Raw genomic sequence first — 17,293 nt, forward strand, 5'->3', positions numbered from 1 at the left:
GAGGGCGGGCTGAACTTCGTTTCGACAAGGAAGATGTCGCTCCGCGCAGGTCGAGTAATTATGGCAAAGACGGCAAAATGCCCTGAAATGCGGTTCATCGCGCATTTCGGATGCCACGCATTGAAAAAACGCTGTTTCGATGTGGCGAATCTGTGGCAATACTATGCCGGGAAAAAGGCGCGGGGGCGTATATGCGGTTGAACTTATACCTTTACATGAAGGTAAACCTGCTTATTCTGCGCGCTAAATTGAAGTGCATGATTTGGTGGTGCGGAAATCGCTTATATGACTGATTCAGCTGTCTCGGGGGAGAAACCGCCGCTATCCAATTTTGCGCGACAGCTGCTGCATTTTCTGGATCGTGTCGAGTATCGACGGATCGTCCATGCGGAAGATTTGGAAGAGATCGGTCGGCTTCGCTACCGCTCCTATCGTACCCGCAATGTGATGGATGAGGCCGAAGTGCCGTCCATTGTCGACGATATCGATCGGGACAGCCACGCTTTCGTCTATGGGGTGCATGTTGACGGGCAGCTCGTCAGCACATTGCGCATTCATCACATCACGCCCGATCATCGCAAGGGAACAAGCTATGCGCTGTTTCCCGATATCCTCGATCCGTTGCTCAATAGCGGCATGCATTTCGTCGATCCGACCCGCTTTGCCGCCGATCCAGAGTTGCTGAGCGAATATCCGGCCATCCCCTATATCACGTTGCGCATTGCCGCGATGGCGTCGGAATTCTTCGTGGCCGATCAATGCCTTGCCTCGGTCAAGCCGGAGCATATGGCGTTTTACAAACGTATTTTCGGCACGTCGATGATGGCCGATGCGCGTGAACATGCGGGCTATGGCATCAAGGTCGGGCTGGGTGCCGCGCCGATCCGCAATATTCGCGACGCGGTTGCGGTGCGTTTTCCGTTCTTCAAGTCATTGCCGCGCGAGCGGCAGGCGATCTTTGCCGATAGCCGCAGCACTGTTGTGCCGCTGACGATATTGCCGACTGCGAAATATACGGGACTGGGCGTATAAGCGATTACTATGCTTTCTAGAGCGGTTCCCATTTTAACGGAATCGCCGGAGCCGCTCTATCCATTTGTTTTTACGCATTATCCGACGCATCGAAGCGGGATCAGAAATCAGTCCGGTGAACTGATTTCCCCGCGTAGGCGCTTCGTACTTTTGCTGGAAATGCTCCATAGGCAGTGTTCTAAATAATTAGATGTAGCGCATCGCGCGAATCCGATTTACGAAGACTGCGGAACCGCTTTACGCGGAGAGAGAGGGTTGCTGCGACGAAAAGACTTGGCGTTCGTGCCGGGCTTTTGTTGTGTGCAGATTGAAGATCGCAGGTGTTTTCGCTTAACATCATCGATGTTGGGTGGAAAATCTGAATGGGTGGAACGAAAATGGCAGAACATCATACGACGGCTCCGGCTGAACTTGGCGCACCGATGGACTATGCTGAGCATGAGAAAACTTATGCCGGTTTCACGGGCCTGTTTAAATGGGGCACAGTGGCGGTCGTCGCCCTTATGATTGCCATGGCGTTCGGCTTTTTCGCTGGTGGTTTCTTTTCCGCGACCATTCTTTTTGTCCTAGTCTGCGTCGCTGCCTGGTTCATCCTCTAGCGCATTGACGCTGGCCGGATGGCGACATCCGGTCTTGCGAAAATGTTGCAAGATCCAAGACCGAACCGGGATTAACCCCGCATGATTTGATCGAATGCCTTGGCATGGGTTACCGTGCCGAGGTTTTATGCATGTCTGTATCTCAGTTTATTTCAAAGGGTCTCATTTGAGAGGCTCGCAATTCTGCCCGACCGCAAGGCCGGATCAAGCCCGGATTACGACCATGAAAGGGAAACCAGCTTGGCCCAGACGTTATTTATCCCGCTAGAGAGTGCCCCCAACGAGACACGCGTTGCGGCATCGGCGGAGACGGTGAAGAAATTCATCGCGCTCGGCTTCGATGTCGTCGTGGAAAAAAACGCCGGTGAGAAATCGCGCATTCCCGATGCCGATTTTGCTGCCGCCGGTGCCCGCATAGGCACGACGGCTGACTCCAAAACGGCAGACGTTATTTTGAAAGTGCGCCGTCCCACGGAAACGGAACTCAAAGGGTATAAATCGGGCGCAGCATTGTTTGCCATGCTTGATCCCTATGGTCATGAAGATGCGGTGGCGGCGCTCGCAAAGGCCGGAATTTCGGCTTTCACCATGGAATTCATGCCGCGCATCACCCGTGCGCAGGTGATGGACGTGCTGTCGTCGCAGGCAAACCTTGCCGGTTATCAGGCCGTAATCGACGCGGCGGAAGTCTATGACCGCGCCATGCCGATGATGATGACGGCAGCCGGTACGGTTCCTGCCGCCAAGGTCTTCGTGATGGGTGCAGGCGTTGCCGGTCTTCAGGCCATCGCAACGGCGCGTCGTCTCGGTGCTGTCGTGACGGCAACCGACGTTCGCCCTGCTGCAAAGGAACAGGTCGCCTCGCTCGGTGCGAAATTCATCGCCGTCGAGGATGATGAGTTCAAGGCTGCCGAAACCTCTGGCGGTTACGCCAAGGAAATGTCGAAGGAATATCAGGCGAAGCAGGCAGCACTCGTTGCCGACCACATCGCCAAGCAAGACATCGTCATTACCACGGCGCTCATTCCGGGCCGTCCGGCCCCGCGTCTGGTGTCCAAGGAAATGGTCGCTTCCATGCGTCCGGGTTCCGTTCTGGTCGATCTCGCCGTCGAGCGCGGCGGCAATGTCGAAGGCGCTATCCCCGGTCAAGTTGCCGAAGTGAATGGCGTCAGAATCGTCGGCCATCTCAACATGTCGGGCCGTATTGCTGCGAGCGCGTCGCAGCTCTATGCCCGCAACCTGATTGCTTTCCTTGAAACGCTCGTCGACAAGGAAACCAAGCTTCTCAAGATCGATCCGCAGGAAGAACTGGTCAAGGCGACGCTTCTGACCCATCAGGGCGCGATCTTGCACCCGGCCTTCGCCAAGGCTGATGCAGCGCCTGCCGCAGCCGCGCCTGCAGCCGAAAAGCCAGCGAAGCCTGCTGCCAAGCCGAAAGCGGCACCGAAGCCGAAAGTGGCAAAGGCGGAAGTAGTCGGCGACGCCAAACCGGCACCGAAAGCAGCGAAAAAAGCGCCTGCAAAAGCACCGAAGACTGCTGCAAAGTCTTCGTCTTCCCCCAAGTCTCCTGTTGATGGAGGAGAGGCATAATGGCCGAAACTAGTCTCGATAAAGCTCTTGAGAGCCTGAACCAGGCCGCAGATGCTGTCCGTCAGGCTGCGGAAAACGCCGGTGGTCTGGGTGATGCTGCGGCGGCTGCCGCGCATGCCGCATCGGGCGGCGCGATCGATCCGTTCGTGTTCCGCTTTGCGATTTTCATTCTGGCGATTTTCGTCGGCTATTATGTCGTGTGGTCGGTTACGCCTGCGCTGCACACGCCGCTGATGGCTGTTACCAACGCCATTTCATCGGTGATCGTGGTGGGTGCGCTTCTGGCCGTCGGCCTTTCGCTTTCGGGCTGGGCAACCGGCTTCGGTTTCATTGCGCTCATTCTGGCGAGTGTCAACATTTTCGGCGGCTTCCTGGTCACCCAGCGCATGCTTGCCATGTACAAGAAAAAAGAAAAGTGAGGCTGAACCATTATGAGCGTTAATCTCGCAGCCTTCCTTTACCTCGTCTCTGGCGTGCTGTTCATTCTGGCGCTGCGCGGCCTGTCGCATCCGACGACCAGCCGTCAGGGCAATATGTACGGCATGATCGGTATGGCGATTTCCATCGTCACCACGCTTCTGCTGGCGCGTCCAAGCTTCGGCGGCCTGTCGCTGATCGTCATCGGCATCGCCATCGGTGGCGGCATCGGTGCCGTTATCGCGCGCCGCATCGCCATGACGGCCATGCCGCAGCTCGTGGCCGCGTTCCACTCGTTGATCGGCCTTGCTGCCGTTCTGGTGGCCGCTGCCGCAATTTACTCGCCACATTCCTTCGGTATCGGCGAAGTGGGCCAGATTCATGGTCAGGCGCTGATCGAAATGTCGCTGGGCGTCGCCATCGGCGCGATCACTTTCACCGGCTCGATCATCGCCTTCCTCAAGCTTGACGGTCGCATGTCGGGCAAGCCGATCATGCTGCCGGGACGTCATGTCATCAATGCCGCGCTGGCAGCTGCCATCGTGGTGCTGGTTGTTGTGCTGGTGAACACCGAAAGCCATTTCGTGTTCTGGCTGATCGTGCTTCTGTCGCTGGTATTCGGCGTGCTGATCATCGTGCCAATCGGCGGTGCGGACATGCCGGTCGTGGTCTCCATGCTCAACTCCTATTCGGGCTGGGCAGCGGCAGGCATCGGCTTCACGCTTGGCAATCTGGCGCTGATCATCACCGGCGCGCTGGTCGGTTCGTCGGGCGCGATCCTGTCCTATATCATGTGTAAGGGCATGAATCGTTCGTTCATCTCGGTCATTCTCGGCGGCTTTGGCGGCGATACGTCTGGCGGTCCGGCGGGCGAGGTTGAACAGCGTCCGGTCAAGCAGGGTTCTGCCGACGATGCGGCCTTCATCATGAAGAACGCTTCTAAGGTCATCATCGTGCCGGGCTACGGCATGGCGGTGGCGCAGGCGCAGCACGCGCTGCGTGAAATGGCCGACAAGCTCAAGGCGGAAGGCGTCGAAGTCAAATACGCCATCCATCCGGTGGCCGGTCGTATGCCGGGCCATATGAACGTGCTTTTGGCCGAGGCCAACGTGCCTTACGATGAAGTGTTCGAGCTGGAAGACATCAATTCGGAATTCGCGCAAGCCGATGTGGCTTTCGTGATCGGCGCGAATGACGTCACCAATCCAGCCGCGAAGACCGATCCGAAGTCACCGATTTTCGGCATGCCGATCCTCGATGTCGACAAGGCCGGCACGGTTCTGTTCATCAAGCGCGGCATGGGCTCAGGCTATGCGGGCGTGGAAAACGAACTGTTCTTCCGCGACAACACCATGATGCTCTTCGCCGACGCGAAGAAGATGGTAGAAAGTATTGTGAAGGCGCTTGATCACTAAATATCTTTGTGATTGAAATAAAGGGCGGGAACTTCCCGTCCTTTATTTATTTCTTTGGAGGTTTTATGAAAAACTTCATTATTTTTATTATGATGTATATTTTTAATTTTTCTTACGCACAAGCCGAAGTTATCGCTACTTTCCCTCAGGGCGACGGTAAAAATGCGGTTACGGCTAATGTTTATTTTACTGCTACAGTGACGCAAAAGAGTGTTGCAGAACTGGGGGACGCGTTCAATCAGCTCAGTACAAAATATCCTTCTTTGAGAGGCATAAATCTCGTCATCAACAGCCCGGGTGGAAGTGCTTTTGACGGATTGCTAGCTTATACGATTGTGAAGGGTTCATCTGTTCCCGTCAGGGCCATCAACGGTGGTATGACAGCTTCAGCCGCAACGTTTATCTATTGTGCCGCAGGAGAGCGTCAAGCCTTGCCGGGTTCTTTGTTTCTGCTACATGCTGCAGCCTCCGATGCAATGGGAGGCAAGCCTGACGAGATAATGCGAGTGCTGGCAACGTTGGAACATCTTCATAAATTTGGGAAGGATGTGTATAGTAAATGCACGTCCATGAGTGATGATGAGATAGAAACAATATTTAAAACCGAATATTTTGCCAAATTTCTGGATGATCAACAGGCGTCGGATATCAAGCTCAGCAATCAAACGGTGGAAGCGATCCCGCAGCCAGATATTTCAATTTTCATTCTCGACAAGGAAACCAGCAACTAGTTTTCTGGCTCAGAATCAGAATTGCATTTCGGGTCAATGACACCCTCGTTCAGTTCAGTTGAATTTTCAGACTGACTTTCGCCTGATCCCATGGAGCAGGATCAGCCGTAAATCATATAGTCCTGCAGAGCGCGTAGTTCGGCGATCTTCGAGCCGGGCTGCGGCGCAGCATTGGCGTAGGTGATGAGTTCACCCTTCTTGATCGGCGCGATGACCGAGCCGTTCTGGAGTAGGCCACAGGGAATAGCCTTGGCTGCACGGGCTTCCGGCGTCGTCATGATCCATGAGCGATAGCAATATTGGCCGATGGCATCGAGATGGTCGCCGGGCTGCAAATCCTTCTTGGCCACGGCGCAAACTTCCGCCACCGGCTTCGGCAGCGGCACCATATCGGACTTGCCGTGCAGCACCACGCGCGCCACGGTCAACGGCACTTCCAGCGAGGTGAGGTGGAAGGGGCGGTGGAAGGTGAAATAGGGGCCTTTGCCCATCTTCAGGTCTTCCAGACGCTCGACAAGGCGGGGATGTTCCATCTTGGCGATGACGAAGACGCCCGGCGATACGCCGCGCCCGATGGAATAATCGACCACGCCCGATTTATTGAGAACGCCGCCATCTTCCTTCGGGATCAGGGTGCGGCTCAGTTCGTCGATTGCGGCTCTAGGGCCATGCATGCCTGCTATATCCGGCACAAGCCCGGTAGCATTGGCGATGGCCGCCATTTCAACCATGGTCTTGGAGCCGTCGATGAATTCCACCAGCAGGCGGACATTCATGTTCCGCCGATCCGCCTCTTCCTGATAATCGTCGGGGATCGCATCGAAATTGAGCGGATTGTTCTTGCCTTTGCCTGCGGCCACAACCTTGTGGCCCATGGCGGACACGAATTCGATCAGCTCCATGCAGGATGAAGGCTCATCGCCAGCGCCCAGCGAATAAATCACGCCCTGCTTGTCGGCCTCGGCCTTGAGATAGGGGCCGATGGTGACATCGGCTTCGACATTCATCATCACGAGATGCTTGCCATTGCGGATCGCCTTGATGCCGGTTTCCGCGCCCACTTCCGGAATGCCGGTGGCATCGATCACAACGTCTATCAGCGGGTTGGAGAGGATCAGGTCGTTGTCGCCGGTGACGGCGATCTTGCCATTCTCGATGGCGCGGGTCATCGCCGCTTCGCTATTGGCTTCCTGCGCGTTTTCTTCGTCGCCATAGGCGGTGCGCACAGCTTTGAACGTGTTTGGCAGCGTGCGTGCGGAAAGTGCGCCGACTTCGATGCCCTGCATCCGCGCCACCTGCGTGACGATGTCCGTGCCCATCTCGCCAGCGCCAATCAGACCGATGCGGATAGGCTTGCCGGTTTCAGCTCGCGCTGCAAGATCGCGTGCCAGTCCAACCAATGCCACATTTGTCGTCATGAAACTCTCCGCAAAGCTAATGGCCGCAATTTTGTATCTACGCATTCCCGAAAGCAAAATCGCTTCACACTTTTACTGGGAATGCCTGGCAGGTAATCGGTAATATTGTCACGTTCGTGTTGAATTACGTGCGTAATAGACCAACAGTCTCTATATCAACACCGACAGGCGCGCATCCCCAATCTGCGCGACAAAATATGCATCCCTTTATAGGGCCACTGGAGCCAAAATGAGCAGTGTATCCCCCTTTGATCTTGTGATCTTCGATTGTGACGGCGTTCTCGTCGATAGCGAAGTTCTGTCCTGCCTCGCTTTCGAGCGCGTTTATGCCAATCACGGCATGGAACTGCCGCAGGGCACGGTGGCCAAGGGCATCGGCATGAAACAGGCCGATATCATGAAGATGATCGAGGATATGACCGGCCATCGCCTGCCGGATGGCGTGGATGGCGAATTCTGGCCCGCCACCCGAACCTTGTTTGCCGAAGCGCTGGAGCCGACAATCGGCATCGCGAGCTTCCTGCGTGAACTGCCGCAGAAGCGTTGCGTGGCCTCGTCCTCGCATCCGGAGCGCATTGCCTTCAGTCTGGAAAAGACCGGCATCAATCATTATTTCGGCGATGCCGTTTATTCGTCCACCATGGTCAAGCGCGGCAAGCCTGCACCGGATCTGTTTCTGTTCGCTGCCGACAAGATGGGCGTCGACCCGTCGCGTTGCGTGGTGATCGAAGATTCGCCCTTCGGTGTCGAAGGCGCGATTGCCGCAGGCATGACCGCTTTTGGTTACACCGGCGGCGCGCATACCTATGACGGCCATGCCGAGCGCCTTTCGTCCAAGGGCGCGCATCAGGTTTTCATGCATTGGGATGATATTGCCCGGGAAATTCTGGTTGCCGCCTAAAGTTTATAAGGTAAACAAAGGGCAAATCAGTTCAGCAGGAATGGCCAGCGAATGAAAGACGCAATCACGCTCGATCAGTTGCGCGACGCAATCGGCACGGAAATCGGATGTTCCGAGTGGCGCGAAGTCACACAGGAAATGATCAACCAGTTCGCGGATGCGACGGACGATCATCAGTTCATCCATGTCGATCCGGACCGCGCTGCCAAGGAAACGCCTTTTGGCGGCACCATTGCGCATGGCTTTCTGACGCTGTCGCTTTTGTCCACGCTGGCCTATGAAGCGCTTCCCATGCTGGAAGGCGCAACGATGGGCATCAATTACGGCTTCGACAAGCTGCGTTTCCAATCGCCGGTCAAGACCGGCGCGCGGGTGCGTGCGCGCTTCAAGCTGGCCGATGCCGATATTCGCCCATCGGGCCGCGTCGTGAATTATTACGATGTGACGCTCGAAATCGAGAACTCGCTGAAGCCGGCCTTGACGGCCACCTGGCTGACGATTGCCGTTGTAGAGCCGCCAAAAGACTAAGAGCCTGTTCCAAAAGTCGCCCTGTGTGGCTGCAAATGGCAATTTCCTTCATTCCGGTGCTCACGTACCCAAAAGTACGCTCCGCTCCGGTACTCGAAAATCACCATTTTCGCACACACATGTCGCTTTTTGATTCAGGCTCTAAGGCTGAACGGCATCAAGCCGCTTCGCGATAGGATACCGGAAGCCGCCCTTCTTCATCGAGAGGGGCGGCTTTTCCTTTATGCGTGGTCATCAGCTCGCGGAAGAAAAACGGGCCATGCAGGAACATGCCGAAATCGTAGAAGTTCTTCTTTTCCGCCCCGCGCACATAGAGAAGGTGCATCAGGAAGAAGTTGCCCTTGGAGCGCTTGTAACGGTTTTCGCTGTGGACGTTCTTGAAGCGGATGCGATGAATGAGTGGCGGATTGGCCGCCTTGATCTTCAGGGCGCTGGCTGGGTCGGAACCGTAGAAATGGATTATATCCGTCAGCACCTGGAATTCCGACCATAGGACCGGGCTGTCTTCAAGCACCACGCGCACATCCTCGCGGAGCGCTTTCGCTCGTGGATGCAGGGCGATCATCATCAGGCAGGAGCCCACGGCCAGCAGTGATACCGGCTGCCGCTTCAGAAGGTCGGGGCGCTGACGCTGAACGGTGGCAAGCGCCTCGACAGCCGGCACAGTGCCGAGACTATGCGCAACAATGATGACTTCATCCGCATGGCTTTCTTCGATCTTGCGCATCAGCGCTTCGGCGAAAGCCGCCCGGCGCTGGTTCAGCTTGGCGTTGCGGTCATGAATGCGGTCATAGGCTGCCGACCAGTCGTCGAGCAGATAGGACATGAAGAACTTGTCGCCGGGCTTGCGCACGAGAAGCGTTGCAAGGAAGGCTGCGAGCGGCGCGGACCAGAGAAGATGCAGCGCTGAAAAACCGGCCAGCATCGGCGCAGTGGCGACAAGGGCTGCAACGCCCAAAATGGCGAGCGACAGCAGGAATGGCCACAGGAAGAACAGCACGAAGCGCCAGCTCGTCGTGAGATAGCGCCACAGCGTGCCGGTGAACAGGATGTTCATGAAGGCGAAGAAGCCGGTCAGCATCCGCCTGGGCGTCGAGCGCGCGGCATAATCGTCAAAAATGTCCGCAGTGCCGAACTGGCAAAACTCGGTCTCCGTTCGCCAGCCATTGCCCTCAGTGACAGCCAACGTCGTGCCGCTATTGTCCGGCTCGTCCGTCATGGGCGGCAGCTTGGTCTTGGCGTTCCAGAGCTTGTCGAAGTCTTTCAGGACTTGCGCGTGGCGCACGCGGACGGCTTTGGGGTGCAGGCCTTCATAGCCTGTGAACTGGATAACGAGTCGCTTGCGGAGGGACATGAAACAAACAAATGGAATCAAAAAACAGGAAACGCGCCGGATAATCCCGTAGGGAGCCGGTAGCGGGGTGGGGCATCCCCATTGGACGGCTATTGAGGCCGAATTATGCGGGAAACGAGCGGCTCATTAACGCATTTGTCTGACCGGAACTATAGTCAATTGGTGTAAAGACGGTATTTCACAGGGGGAGATGGCCAAATTTGCATGTTGAGGTGGACAGCCCGGGCTCGATCTGGTAATAGCCAGCACCAATTTGCAGCGTTTCCGTTGCGAAGCTTGGGAGCCTTAGGGCGTTGCTCGGCCGGTCAGACCGGCTGAAATCGTTAAAAGACCCCCGAACGGCCTCAGGCTTAACCGAAATTCTAACCGATACGGGAATACACGTGCAGGTACTCGTCCGCGATAATAATGTTGATCAGGCTCTCCGCGCTCTCAAGAAAAAGATGCAGCGCGAAGGTATCTTCCGCGAAATGAAGATGCGCGGCCACTACGAAAAGCCATCTGAAAAGCGCGCTCGCGAAAAGGCAGAAGCCGTTCGTCGCGCCCGTAAGCTCGCTCGCAAGCGTGCACAGCGTGAAGGCCTCGTTGGCGGCGCCCGCGGCGCTCGCTGATCGACCTCAAAACAGGCGCCGCTTTTGTGGCGCCTTTTTGCTATCCGGTGCTTCCTTCGGTTGCGCCGGTTTTTGCATGTCCTGATTTCAGAGTTTTTGTTGCCGAAACAGCTCGGTTTCATCTTTTTATTAAAGTTTAGCGTTGGCTCTAAAAAAGTTTCTAGACTTTGCCGGGCGAGTTATGTGTAAAAACAAATGATTAGGATATTCAGCTTTCGGGCCGGATATTGGAAGGCGATACAGGCTTTTTGCTGCCGCCTTTTCGCTGTTTTTATCTGACAGTTCCAGTGAGCCCTTGCCGGGCTGGCGCGGACTGAAATGAACAAGGCGGTCCCGCAAGACTCTTCGGCTCTGAAGCGCCCGTGCGTTGAACGAAAGCCGGGGCGGGGTGGAGAAGAAACGGGTCATAAATGCCCGGTTTCGATGGAACTAAAAGGAACACTGTCGTTGCCAACACGCTTCAAGGTGATGCAATCGTCCGAAACCAGGATTTCGGGAGTTGAGACATTCGGTGGAAACCGGGCTGGAATCGGTCGTCACGGTTTTTTGATTGCCGCCACGCTTTTGGCTCTGACCGTGGCCGGTTGCCAAAGCTCGACCACGACGGCGCTGAGTACTGTTGATCGGGCGCAGGGTTCGAGCGAGAATATCAGTTCGCTCACCAGCGTGATCCAGTCCAATCCGCGTGATCCGGAAGGCTATAATGTTCGCGGCTCTGCCTATGGCAAGGCCGGGCGTTACAAGGAAGCGATCCGCGATTTCGATCAGGCGATTGCGCTCAATCCGAATTTCTATCAGGCCTATTCCAACCGCGCGCTGGTCTATCGCTATATGGGCGATACCAACAAGGCTGCGCAGGACTACAGCAAGGCCATCCAGCTCAATGGACAGTATGACGCCGCCTATATCGGTCGCGGGAATGTCTACCGCCAGGCGGGCCGTCTCGATCAGGCTCTGAACGATTTCAATCAGGCTATCGCCTTGCAGACGACTGATGGTCGCGCCTATCACAATCGCGGCCTGATCTATCAGGCCAAGGGCCAGCACAAGCAGGCCATCGAGGATTTCTCCAAGGCGATTTCGCTCAACTCCACAGCGCCGGAGCCTTATAACGGCCGCGGCCTTTCCTATGTGGCGCTGAACGACTACGACAACGCTTTCGACGATTTCAACACGGCCATCACGCTGGATCAGGGCGTTGCGGAAAGCTGGGCCAATCAGGCGCTGGTTTACGAGCATCGCGGTGAGAAGGCGAAAGCCGCCAGCTCTTATTCGAAGGCTGTGCAGCTTGATCCGCGATACCAGCCTGCCAAGGACGGTCTTTCACGCACACGCGGATAATTTGCGAAAACATTTCCACATGAAAAGCGGCGCGCTCCAAAATCGGGCGTGCCGCTTTTCTTTATTCTAGCCTGCGATATATTGGTATCTATGTCGCTCTTCGATCATATTGGCTTCAAAGCCAAAGATATTCGCCGCAGCCTTTCATTCTATGAAAGCTGTATGCCTGAGCTTGGACTGGAAGTTATTGCACGTTCGGGCAGTGGCTTCTTCGTCAGCGGCGGGGAGAGGGCGCCTGTGCCTTTCCTCTGGATTCATGGCTCTGGAGGACCTGAAGACGGGGCGGCCATGGACGCAGCCGAGGCGAAGCCGGGCGAGCATCTGCACCTTATGTTCACTGCCGGGAGCCGCGATGCGGTGGACGCCTTTCACCGGGTAGCGCTCAACGCCGGTGGCAGCAATAGCGGCCAACCCGCTTATCAGGGCCCGGAAGAGATGGGCTATTACGCGGCGCTGGTCTTCGATCCCGACGGAAACACGCTGGAAGCGGGTTTCCGTGAGAGGAAGCGGTAAGCGAGCCTGATCAGGCGCGCAGGTTGCGCTTGTCGAGGCGGCTGACCAGACGGTCGCCGATCCACTGGATGCCGCAGACCATGATGATCAGAATGATCACAACGGCGATCATGATCTGCGTTTCGAAACGCTGATAACCGTAGCGGATGGCGAGATCGCCCAGACCGCCTGCGCCGATGGCGCCAGCCATGGCCGAAGCACCCACCAGCGTGATGATCGTCACGGTGAAACCGGCAATGATGCCGGGCAGGGCTTCCGGCACCAGCACTTCACGCACGATTGTCCAGCGGCTTGCGCCCATCGAGCGCGCCGCTTCGACCAGACCGTGATCCACCTCACGCAGCGATACTTCCGCGATGCGCGCATAATAGGGGATAGCCGCAATCGACAGCGGGACGATGGAGGCCCATGTGCCGATCGACGTGCCGACAATGAAGCGGGTTACGGGGATCAGCGCCACCAGAAGAATGATGAACGGCACTGAACGGAAGCCATTGATGATCGCGCCCAAAAGGGTGTTGACCGTCAGGTTCTGCGCAAGGCCGCCGCGTTCGGTCAGGATCATGATGAGGGCGAGCGGCAGACCGACCACGAGCGAAATCAGGCTCGAAAAGCCGGTCATGATGATGGTCTCCCAGAAGGAGCGCCAGAGAAGATCAAGCATCGCCTGAGACATAGCCGAGTACCTCCGTGGCGTCTGCATGGGTGTTGAGATAGAAGATGGCGGCTTCGAATTTCGCTTTGTCCTGAGCGGGCAGGCTGATGAAGAGCGTGCCGACCGGCTCGCCCTGGATCGTGTCCATACCGCCATGGATCAGCTGCGGCACAAGGCCGGTGGCCGTTGCCACATCGTTGAAGAAAGCGCCGCGTGCGGCTTCACCTGAAAGCTTGACGCGGAGGATGGCGCGATCACCTGCCTTATCCGTCAGGCGCGCACGCCACGAGGCGGGCAGTTCCGGTGTCAGCACCTGCAACATGCTCTGCGTGACCGGCGATTGCGGGTTGGCGAAGACCTTCCAGACCGGGCCTTCTTCGGCAATCGCACCATGATCGAGCACGATAACGCGGTCTGCGATGCGGCGAATGACATCCATCTCATGGGTGATGAGCAGGATGGTCAGGCCAAGCTTGGTGTTGATGTCTTTCAACAGCGCCAGAATGGACTGGGTGGTTTCCGGGTCGAGCGCCGACGTCGCTTCGTCGGACAGCAGAAGGGCAGGCTCGGCGGCAAGTGCGCGTGCGATGCCGACGCGCTGCTTCTGGCCGCCGGAAAGCTGGGCCGGATAATGGTTTGCCTTGTCGGACAGGCCGACCAGTTCGAGCAACTCGGCGACACGGCGCGCACGCTCGGTCCTGGATTTGCCTGCGATCTTGAGCGGCAGGGCGATGTTATCCGTAACGGTCTTGGCCGAGAGCAGATTGAAATGCTGGAACACCATGCCGATGCGGCGGCGCAAAGGGCGTAATTCGGTTTCGCCGAGGCCGCTGATTTCGCGACCTTCGATTTGGATCGAGCCTGAGTCGGGCTTTTCGAGGCCGTTGACGCAGCGGATCAGCGTGGACTTGCCCGCGCCGCTTCGACCAATAATGCCAAGAATTTCGCCGCGCGAAACGGAGAGCGACACGCCATTGATGGCTGCCGTGTTACCAAACATTCGGCGCACGTCTTTCATCTCGACGATGGGCGCTGTTGCGGTGGATGGCGGTTCAATGAGCGTGGGGGTCACGGGGGTCACGTTCGTTTCTTCTATAGTTTGAAGCGCCGCTGCGCACAGCGGCAAACTGCAATCGGATAAGGCTTCAAGGAATGATGAGGCCTGGCTAAGCCATGGAGCTAATGCTCAACGCCGATGCTTTTGGGCAATTTTTTTTCATACGTCAATAAAAGCCGCGCCGGAAACACTTTCCGGCGCGGTGTTTTGCGGATGAAAAACCTATTTCCAGGCCGGAATTCCGGTGCCCTTATAGGCACGGTCAAGTTCGGCCTTCACGGCGTCGTTCTGGAACGACGCGACCAGATTCTTCACCCATTCAGCATTTTCATCTTCGGTGCGGACCGCGATGAAGTTGTTGTAAGGATTGTTTTCCTTCGATTCCCAACCGATGGCTTCTTCCTTCTTCAGACCTGCCTTGGCAGCCCAGTCATTGTTGACGATGGCTGCATCGAGATCGTCGATGGAACGACCAACGACACCGGCGTCGAGTTCCTTGATTTCAAGCTTCTTCGGGTTTTCGACGATGTCGATCGGCGTTGCGAGAATGCCTGCATCCGGCTTCAGCTTGATCAGGCCCTTTTCTTCGAGAACGCGAAGCGCGCGGCCTTCGTTCGACGGATCGTTCGGCACGCCGATGACGCCGCCTTCCTTGACTTCGTCGAGGCTCTTGAGCTTGCGCGAATAGATGCCAATCGGCCAGACAGCCGTGTAACCGGCAACGCTGATCTTGTAGCCGTGCTGCTTGATCTGCTCATCGAGATAAGGCTTGTGCTGGAAAGCGTTGGCGTCGATTTCCTTGCGCTCCAGCGCTTCATTCGGCTGGTTATAGTCGTTGAAGGTCACGCGCTCGATGTTGAGGCCGTGCTTTTTGCCTTCTTCGGCGACAACTTTCCAGACGTCTTCGTCTTCGCCGCCCATGATGCCGACCTTGATGGTCTTGTCTTCTGCATGGCTCGGAGCCGAGGCAAAGCCAACGGTCAGCGCTGCAGCGGTGAAGAGAAGGGCTTTCAGACCGGCGCGACGGCTCAAAGCGTAACGGGAAAGGGCTGACGACATTTTTGTTTTCCTTAGCTGAACATTTTGGAAAGCCGGTCCCGGATTGCGATCATTAGATGATCATTCTCCCCAGCCCTCCCTGATGCCGATAATTCCCGTTTGCATGGAATTAAACAAGGAAAATTTTTTCTGAAAATCGAGCCGCAGCAAATCTGAAATTGCGTTCACAGACGCGTGAGCGGATTGCCATTTCCGCTCACGGTTCTCTCAGGAATCTGGTTCTATCTATTGTCGGCGATAATCATCTGTGCGGCCTTCTCGGCGATCATCAGCGTCGGCGAATTGGTGTTGCCGGAGGTGATGGTCGGCATGATGGAAGCATCGGCGATACGCAATCCTGCAATGCCGTTGACCCGCAGGCGTGGATCGACAATCGCTTCCGCGTCCTGTCCCATGCGGCAGGTGCCGACCGGATGGAAAATGGTCGTGCCGATATCGCCTGCGGCTTTTTCCAGCTGTTCCTGCGTTTCATAACTCGGACCGGGTTTGAATTCCTCCGGGCGGTATTGCTGCAAAGGCGCCTGCGCAACGATATGACGGGTGAGGCGGATTGCATCGGCGGCGACGCGGCGATCGCTTTCTTCCGCCAGATAGTTCGGCCGGATGGCCGGTTGGGCACGGTGATCCGGCGATTTGGCGTGGATCGAGCCGCGACTGTCCGGGCGCAGATTGCATACGCTGGCCGTGAAAGCGGGGAAGGGGTGAACGTTTTCGCCGAATTTTTCGAGGCTCAGCGGCTGCACATGATATTGCAGATTGGCGGTTTCGTAAGACGGGTCTGAACGGGTGAAGACGCCAAGCTGGCTTGGGGCCATCGACATGGGGCCGGACTGGCGCAGCAGATATTCCAGCCCGATCATCGCCTTGCCGAAAAGCTTGTTGGCCTTCTCATTGAGGGTCGGAATTCCGGTGACCTTATAGGCGCAGCGCAGTTGCAAATGATCCTGAAGGTTCTCGCCAACCTGGCTGCGTTCCAGCGTGACCGGAATGCCTGCCTGCTGCAGCACGTCACCGCGCCCGATGCCCGACAGTTCCAGCACATGCGGCGAGCCGACGGAACCGGCAGCGAGAATGACCTCGCGCCTTGCCCTAACAGTGCGGGCCGCGCCGTTCTGGTCGAAGGTCACGCCGTTGGCGCGGAGTTCTGCAATCTCGATGCGGCGTACATGTGCGCCGGTTTCAACGCGCAGGTTTTTGCGTTCCAGCGCCGGGCGCAAAAAGGCCTTGGCGGTATTCCAGCGAATGCCGCGCTTCTGATTGACCTTGAAATAGGACACGCCTTCATTGTCACCGCGATTGAAGTCGTCGGTGGCGGGGATGCCAGCGGCAACGGCGGCATCGCGGAAAGCATCGAGAATATCCCAATGCAGGCGGGCGTTTTCGACACGCCATTCGCCGCCGGTGCCGTGCAAGGCGCTCGCGCCCGCATAATAATCTTCCGATTTCTTGAATAGCGGCAGCACATCGTCCCAGCCCCAGCCTTCGCAACCGGCCTGCCGCCAGAGATCATAGTCGCGGGCCTGACCACGCATATAGATCATGCCGTTGATCGACGAGCAGCCGCCGAGCACCTTGCCGCGCGGATAGCCGAGCGCACGACCGTTCAGGCCGGGTTCCGCCTCCGTGGTGAAGCACCAGTCGGTGCGCGGATTGCCGATACAATAGAGATAGCCGACCGGGATGTGGATCCACGCATAATTGTCCTTGCCGCCCGCTTCGAGCAGCAGGACGGAACGGTCGGGGTTCTCGGACAGTCGGTTCGCGAGCGCGCAGCCTGCCGTGCCCGCGCCAACGATGATGTAATCGTAGGTGTCGGTCATGATTGCATATCCAGTAAAATGCGGAGCCGCGATCAGCAGATGCAGCGGCTCATTGATGGGTGGTTACCCGAACAGTTTCTTTCCTAGACGTGAGGCATAGAACTCTCCGACGATACCTTTACGGAAGAGGATGACGCATGCCATGAAGATGAGGCCAGTGACGATTGTGACTGGGAAGTCGGATGTTGCGAGATAGTTCTGGAGGGCGACGACGAAGGCGGCACCGACGATGGGGCCGATCAGCGTGCCGAT

17 protein-coding genes and 1 pseudogene are annotated in these 17,293 nt (G+C 56.9%); 11 read left to right on the forward strand and 7 right to left on the reverse strand.

All coding sequences use genetic code 11. The features are described from left to right. The first annotated feature begins 285 nt into the window (after positions 1–285). From QBD01_RS25150 to QBD01_RS25175, 6 genes are all read left to right on the forward strand, one after another. Positions 286–1,032, forward strand: a complete 747-nt coding sequence (locus QBD01_RS25150; protein ID WP_280995012.1) for an acetyltransferase — start codon at positions 286–288, stop codon at positions 1,030–1,032. 377 nt (positions 1,033–1,409) lie between these two features. Continuing rightward, complete coding sequence (locus tag QBD01_RS25155) at positions 1,410–1,631, forward strand: aa3-type cytochrome c oxidase subunit IV (protein ID WP_078341239.1); 222 nt, start codon at positions 1,410–1,412, stop codon at positions 1,629–1,631. A gap of 240 nt (positions 1,632–1,871) precedes the next feature. Then, positions 1,872–3,221 (forward strand): Re/Si-specific NAD(P)(+) transhydrogenase subunit alpha, encoded by a 1,350-nt coding sequence (locus QBD01_RS25160; protein ID WP_280995013.1) that lies wholly within the window; start codon positions 1,872–1,874, stop codon positions 3,219–3,221. Beyond that, positions 3,221–3,640, forward strand: coding sequence for an NAD(P) transhydrogenase subunit alpha (locus tag QBD01_RS25165; RefSeq protein WP_078341226.1), 420 nt, complete (start codon positions 3,221–3,223; stop codon positions 3,638–3,640). Before QBD01_RS25160 ends, QBD01_RS25165 begins: the two co-directional genes overlap by 1 nt. Before the next feature lie 12 nt (positions 3,641–3,652). Further along, positions 3,653–5,053 carry an NAD(P)(+) transhydrogenase (Re/Si-specific) subunit beta gene (locus QBD01_RS25170; RefSeq protein WP_182522191.1) on the forward strand — a complete coding sequence of 467 codons (1,401 nt, stop codon included), beginning with the start codon at positions 3,653–3,655 and terminating at the stop codon, positions 5,051–5,053. 65 nt (positions 5,054–5,118) lie between these two features. After that, positions 5,119–5,784, forward strand: a complete 666-nt coding sequence (locus QBD01_RS25175) for an ATP-dependent Clp protease proteolytic subunit (RefSeq protein ID WP_280995014.1) — start codon at positions 5,119–5,121, stop codon at positions 5,782–5,784. 101 nt (positions 5,785–5,885) lie between these two features. On the opposite strand, the gene QBD01_RS25180 is transcribed toward QBD01_RS25175, so the two are convergent. Beyond that, entirely contained in the window at positions 5,886–7,202 is a 1,317-nt protein-coding gene (locus tag QBD01_RS25180) for a 1-deoxy-D-ribulose 5-phosphate reductoisomerase (protein ID WP_280995015.1), read from the reverse strand. Positions 7,203–7,431: 229 nt separating this feature from the next. On the opposite strand from QBD01_RS25180, the gene QBD01_RS25185 reads away from it, so the two are divergent. Together QBD01_RS25185 and QBD01_RS25190 are read left to right on the forward strand one after the other, a co-directional pair. Next, positions 7,432–8,103, forward strand: a complete 672-nt coding sequence (locus tag QBD01_RS25185; RefSeq protein WP_280995016.1) for an HAD family phosphatase — start codon at positions 7,432–7,434, stop codon at positions 8,101–8,103. 51 nt (positions 8,104–8,154) lie between these two features. Further along, positions 8,155–8,631 (forward strand): MaoC family dehydratase, encoded by a 477-nt coding sequence (locus QBD01_RS25190; protein WP_280995017.1) that lies wholly within the window; start codon positions 8,155–8,157, stop codon positions 8,629–8,631. A 157-nt stretch (positions 8,632–8,788) separates the two neighbouring features. On the opposite strand, the gene QBD01_RS25195 is transcribed toward QBD01_RS25190, so the two are convergent. After that, positions 8,789–9,985 carry an alpha/beta hydrolase gene (locus QBD01_RS25195; RefSeq protein ID WP_280995018.1) on the reverse strand — a complete coding sequence of 399 codons (1,197 nt, stop codon included), beginning with the start codon at positions 9,983–9,985 and terminating at the stop codon, positions 8,789–8,791. Between the two features lie 383 nt (positions 9,986–10,368). Between QBD01_RS25195 and rpsU the strand changes: the two genes are divergently transcribed. The 3 genes from rpsU (at position 10,369) to QBD01_RS25210 (ending at position 12,450) form a co-directional block, all read left to right on the forward strand. Beyond that, complete coding sequence (gene rpsU, locus QBD01_RS25200; RefSeq protein ID WP_078341232.1) at positions 10,369–10,596, forward strand: 30S ribosomal protein S21; 228 nt, start codon at positions 10,369–10,371, stop codon at positions 10,594–10,596. Between the two features lie 423 nt (positions 10,597–11,019). After that, positions 11,020–11,937, forward strand: coding sequence for a tetratricopeptide repeat protein (locus QBD01_RS25205; protein WP_182522273.1), 918 nt, complete (start codon positions 11,020–11,022; stop codon positions 11,935–11,937). Positions 11,938–12,027: 90 nt separating this feature from the next. Further along, entirely contained in the window at positions 12,028–12,450 is a 423-nt protein-coding gene (locus QBD01_RS25210; protein ID WP_280995019.1) for a VOC family protein, read from the forward strand. A gap of 10 nt (positions 12,451–12,460) precedes the next feature. Here the strand turns inward: QBD01_RS25210 and QBD01_RS25215 are convergent, their stop codons facing one another. From QBD01_RS25215 to QBD01_RS25235, 5 genes and pseudogenes are all read right to left on the reverse strand, one after another. Then, the gene (locus QBD01_RS25215) at positions 12,461–13,126 is read right to left on the reverse strand and encodes a methionine ABC transporter permease (protein ID WP_151591167.1); all 666 of its coding nucleotides are present in this window, start codon (positions 13,124–13,126) and stop codon (positions 12,461–12,463) included. Next, positions 13,107–14,123, reverse strand: a complete 1,017-nt coding sequence (locus QBD01_RS25220; RefSeq protein WP_280995023.1) for a methionine ABC transporter ATP-binding protein — start codon at positions 14,121–14,123, stop codon at positions 13,107–13,109. The genes QBD01_RS25215 and QBD01_RS25220 overlap by 20 nt, the downstream gene beginning before the upstream one ends. Before the next feature lie 261 nt (positions 14,124–14,384). After that, on the reverse strand, positions 14,385–15,221 hold the full coding sequence (locus QBD01_RS25225) for a MetQ/NlpA family ABC transporter substrate-binding protein (protein ID WP_280995020.1): 837 nt from the start codon (positions 15,219–15,221) through the stop codon (positions 14,385–14,387). A gap of 221 nt (positions 15,222–15,442) precedes the next feature. Continuing rightward, positions 15,443–17,041 (reverse strand): GMC family oxidoreductase N-terminal domain-containing protein, encoded by a 1,599-nt coding sequence (locus QBD01_RS25230; protein ID WP_280995021.1) that lies wholly within the window; start codon positions 17,039–17,041, stop codon positions 15,443–15,445. Between the two features lie 63 nt (positions 17,042–17,104). Beyond that, positions 17,105–17,293: pseudogene (locus tag QBD01_RS25235) on the reverse strand (branched-chain amino acid ABC transporter permease); the annotation flags it as partial.

Source organism: Ochrobactrum sp. 19YEA23 (genome assembly GCF_029909865.1).
Lineage (GTDB): Bacteria > Pseudomonadota > Alphaproteobacteria > Rhizobiales > Rhizobiaceae > Brucella > Brucella gambitense.

Bases quoted from the DNA above. Each gene is read 5' to 3' on its own strand.
- QBD01_RS25170 (WP_182522191.1), top strand. From the start codon at position 3,653: ATGAGCGTTAATCTCGCAGCCTTCCTTTACCTCGTCTCTGGCGTGCTG.
- QBD01_RS25180 (WP_280995015.1), bottom strand. From the start codon at position 7,202: ATGACGACAAATGTGGCATTGGTTGGACTGGCACGCGATCTTGCAGCG.
- QBD01_RS25185 (WP_280995016.1), top strand. From the start codon at position 7,432: ATGAGCAGTGTATCCCCCTTTGATCTTGTGATCTTCGATTGTGACGGC.
- QBD01_RS25230 (WP_280995021.1), bottom strand. From the start codon at position 17,041: ATGACCGACACCTACGATTACATCATCGTTGGCGCGGGCACGGCAGGC.
- QBD01_RS25175 (WP_280995014.1), top strand. From the start codon at position 5,119: ATGAAAAACTTCATTATTTTTATTATGATGTATATTTTTAATTTTTCT.
- QBD01_RS25195 (WP_280995018.1), bottom strand. From the start codon at position 9,985: ATGTCCCTCCGCAAGCGACTCGTTATCCAGTTCACAGGCTATGAAGGC.
- QBD01_RS25220 (WP_280995023.1), bottom strand. From the start codon at position 14,123: ATGAAAGACGTGCGCCGAATGTTTGGTAACACGGCAGCCATCAATGGC.
- QBD01_RS25165 (WP_078341226.1), top strand. From the start codon at position 3,221: ATGGCCGAAACTAGTCTCGATAAAGCTCTTGAGAGCCTGAACCAGGCC.
- QBD01_RS25205 (WP_182522273.1), top strand. From the start codon at position 11,020: ATGGAACTAAAAGGAACACTGTCGTTGCCAACACGCTTCAAGGTGATG.
- QBD01_RS25150 (WP_280995012.1), top strand. From the start codon at position 286: ATGACTGATTCAGCTGTCTCGGGGGAGAAACCGCCGCTATCCAATTTT.
- QBD01_RS25215 (WP_151591167.1), bottom strand. From the start codon at position 13,126: ATGTCTCAGGCGATGCTTGATCTTCTCTGGCGCTCCTTCTGGGAGACC.
- QBD01_RS25155 (WP_078341239.1), top strand. From the start codon at position 1,410: ATGGCAGAACATCATACGACGGCTCCGGCTGAACTTGGCGCACCGATG.
- QBD01_RS25210 (WP_280995019.1), top strand. From the start codon at position 12,028: ATGTCGCTCTTCGATCATATTGGCTTCAAAGCCAAAGATATTCGCCGC.
- QBD01_RS25225 (WP_280995020.1), bottom strand. From the start codon at position 15,221: ATGTCGTCAGCCCTTTCCCGTTACGCTTTGAGCCGTCGCGCCGGTCTG.
- QBD01_RS25190 (WP_280995017.1), top strand. From the start codon at position 8,155: ATGAAAGACGCAATCACGCTCGATCAGTTGCGCGACGCAATCGGCACG.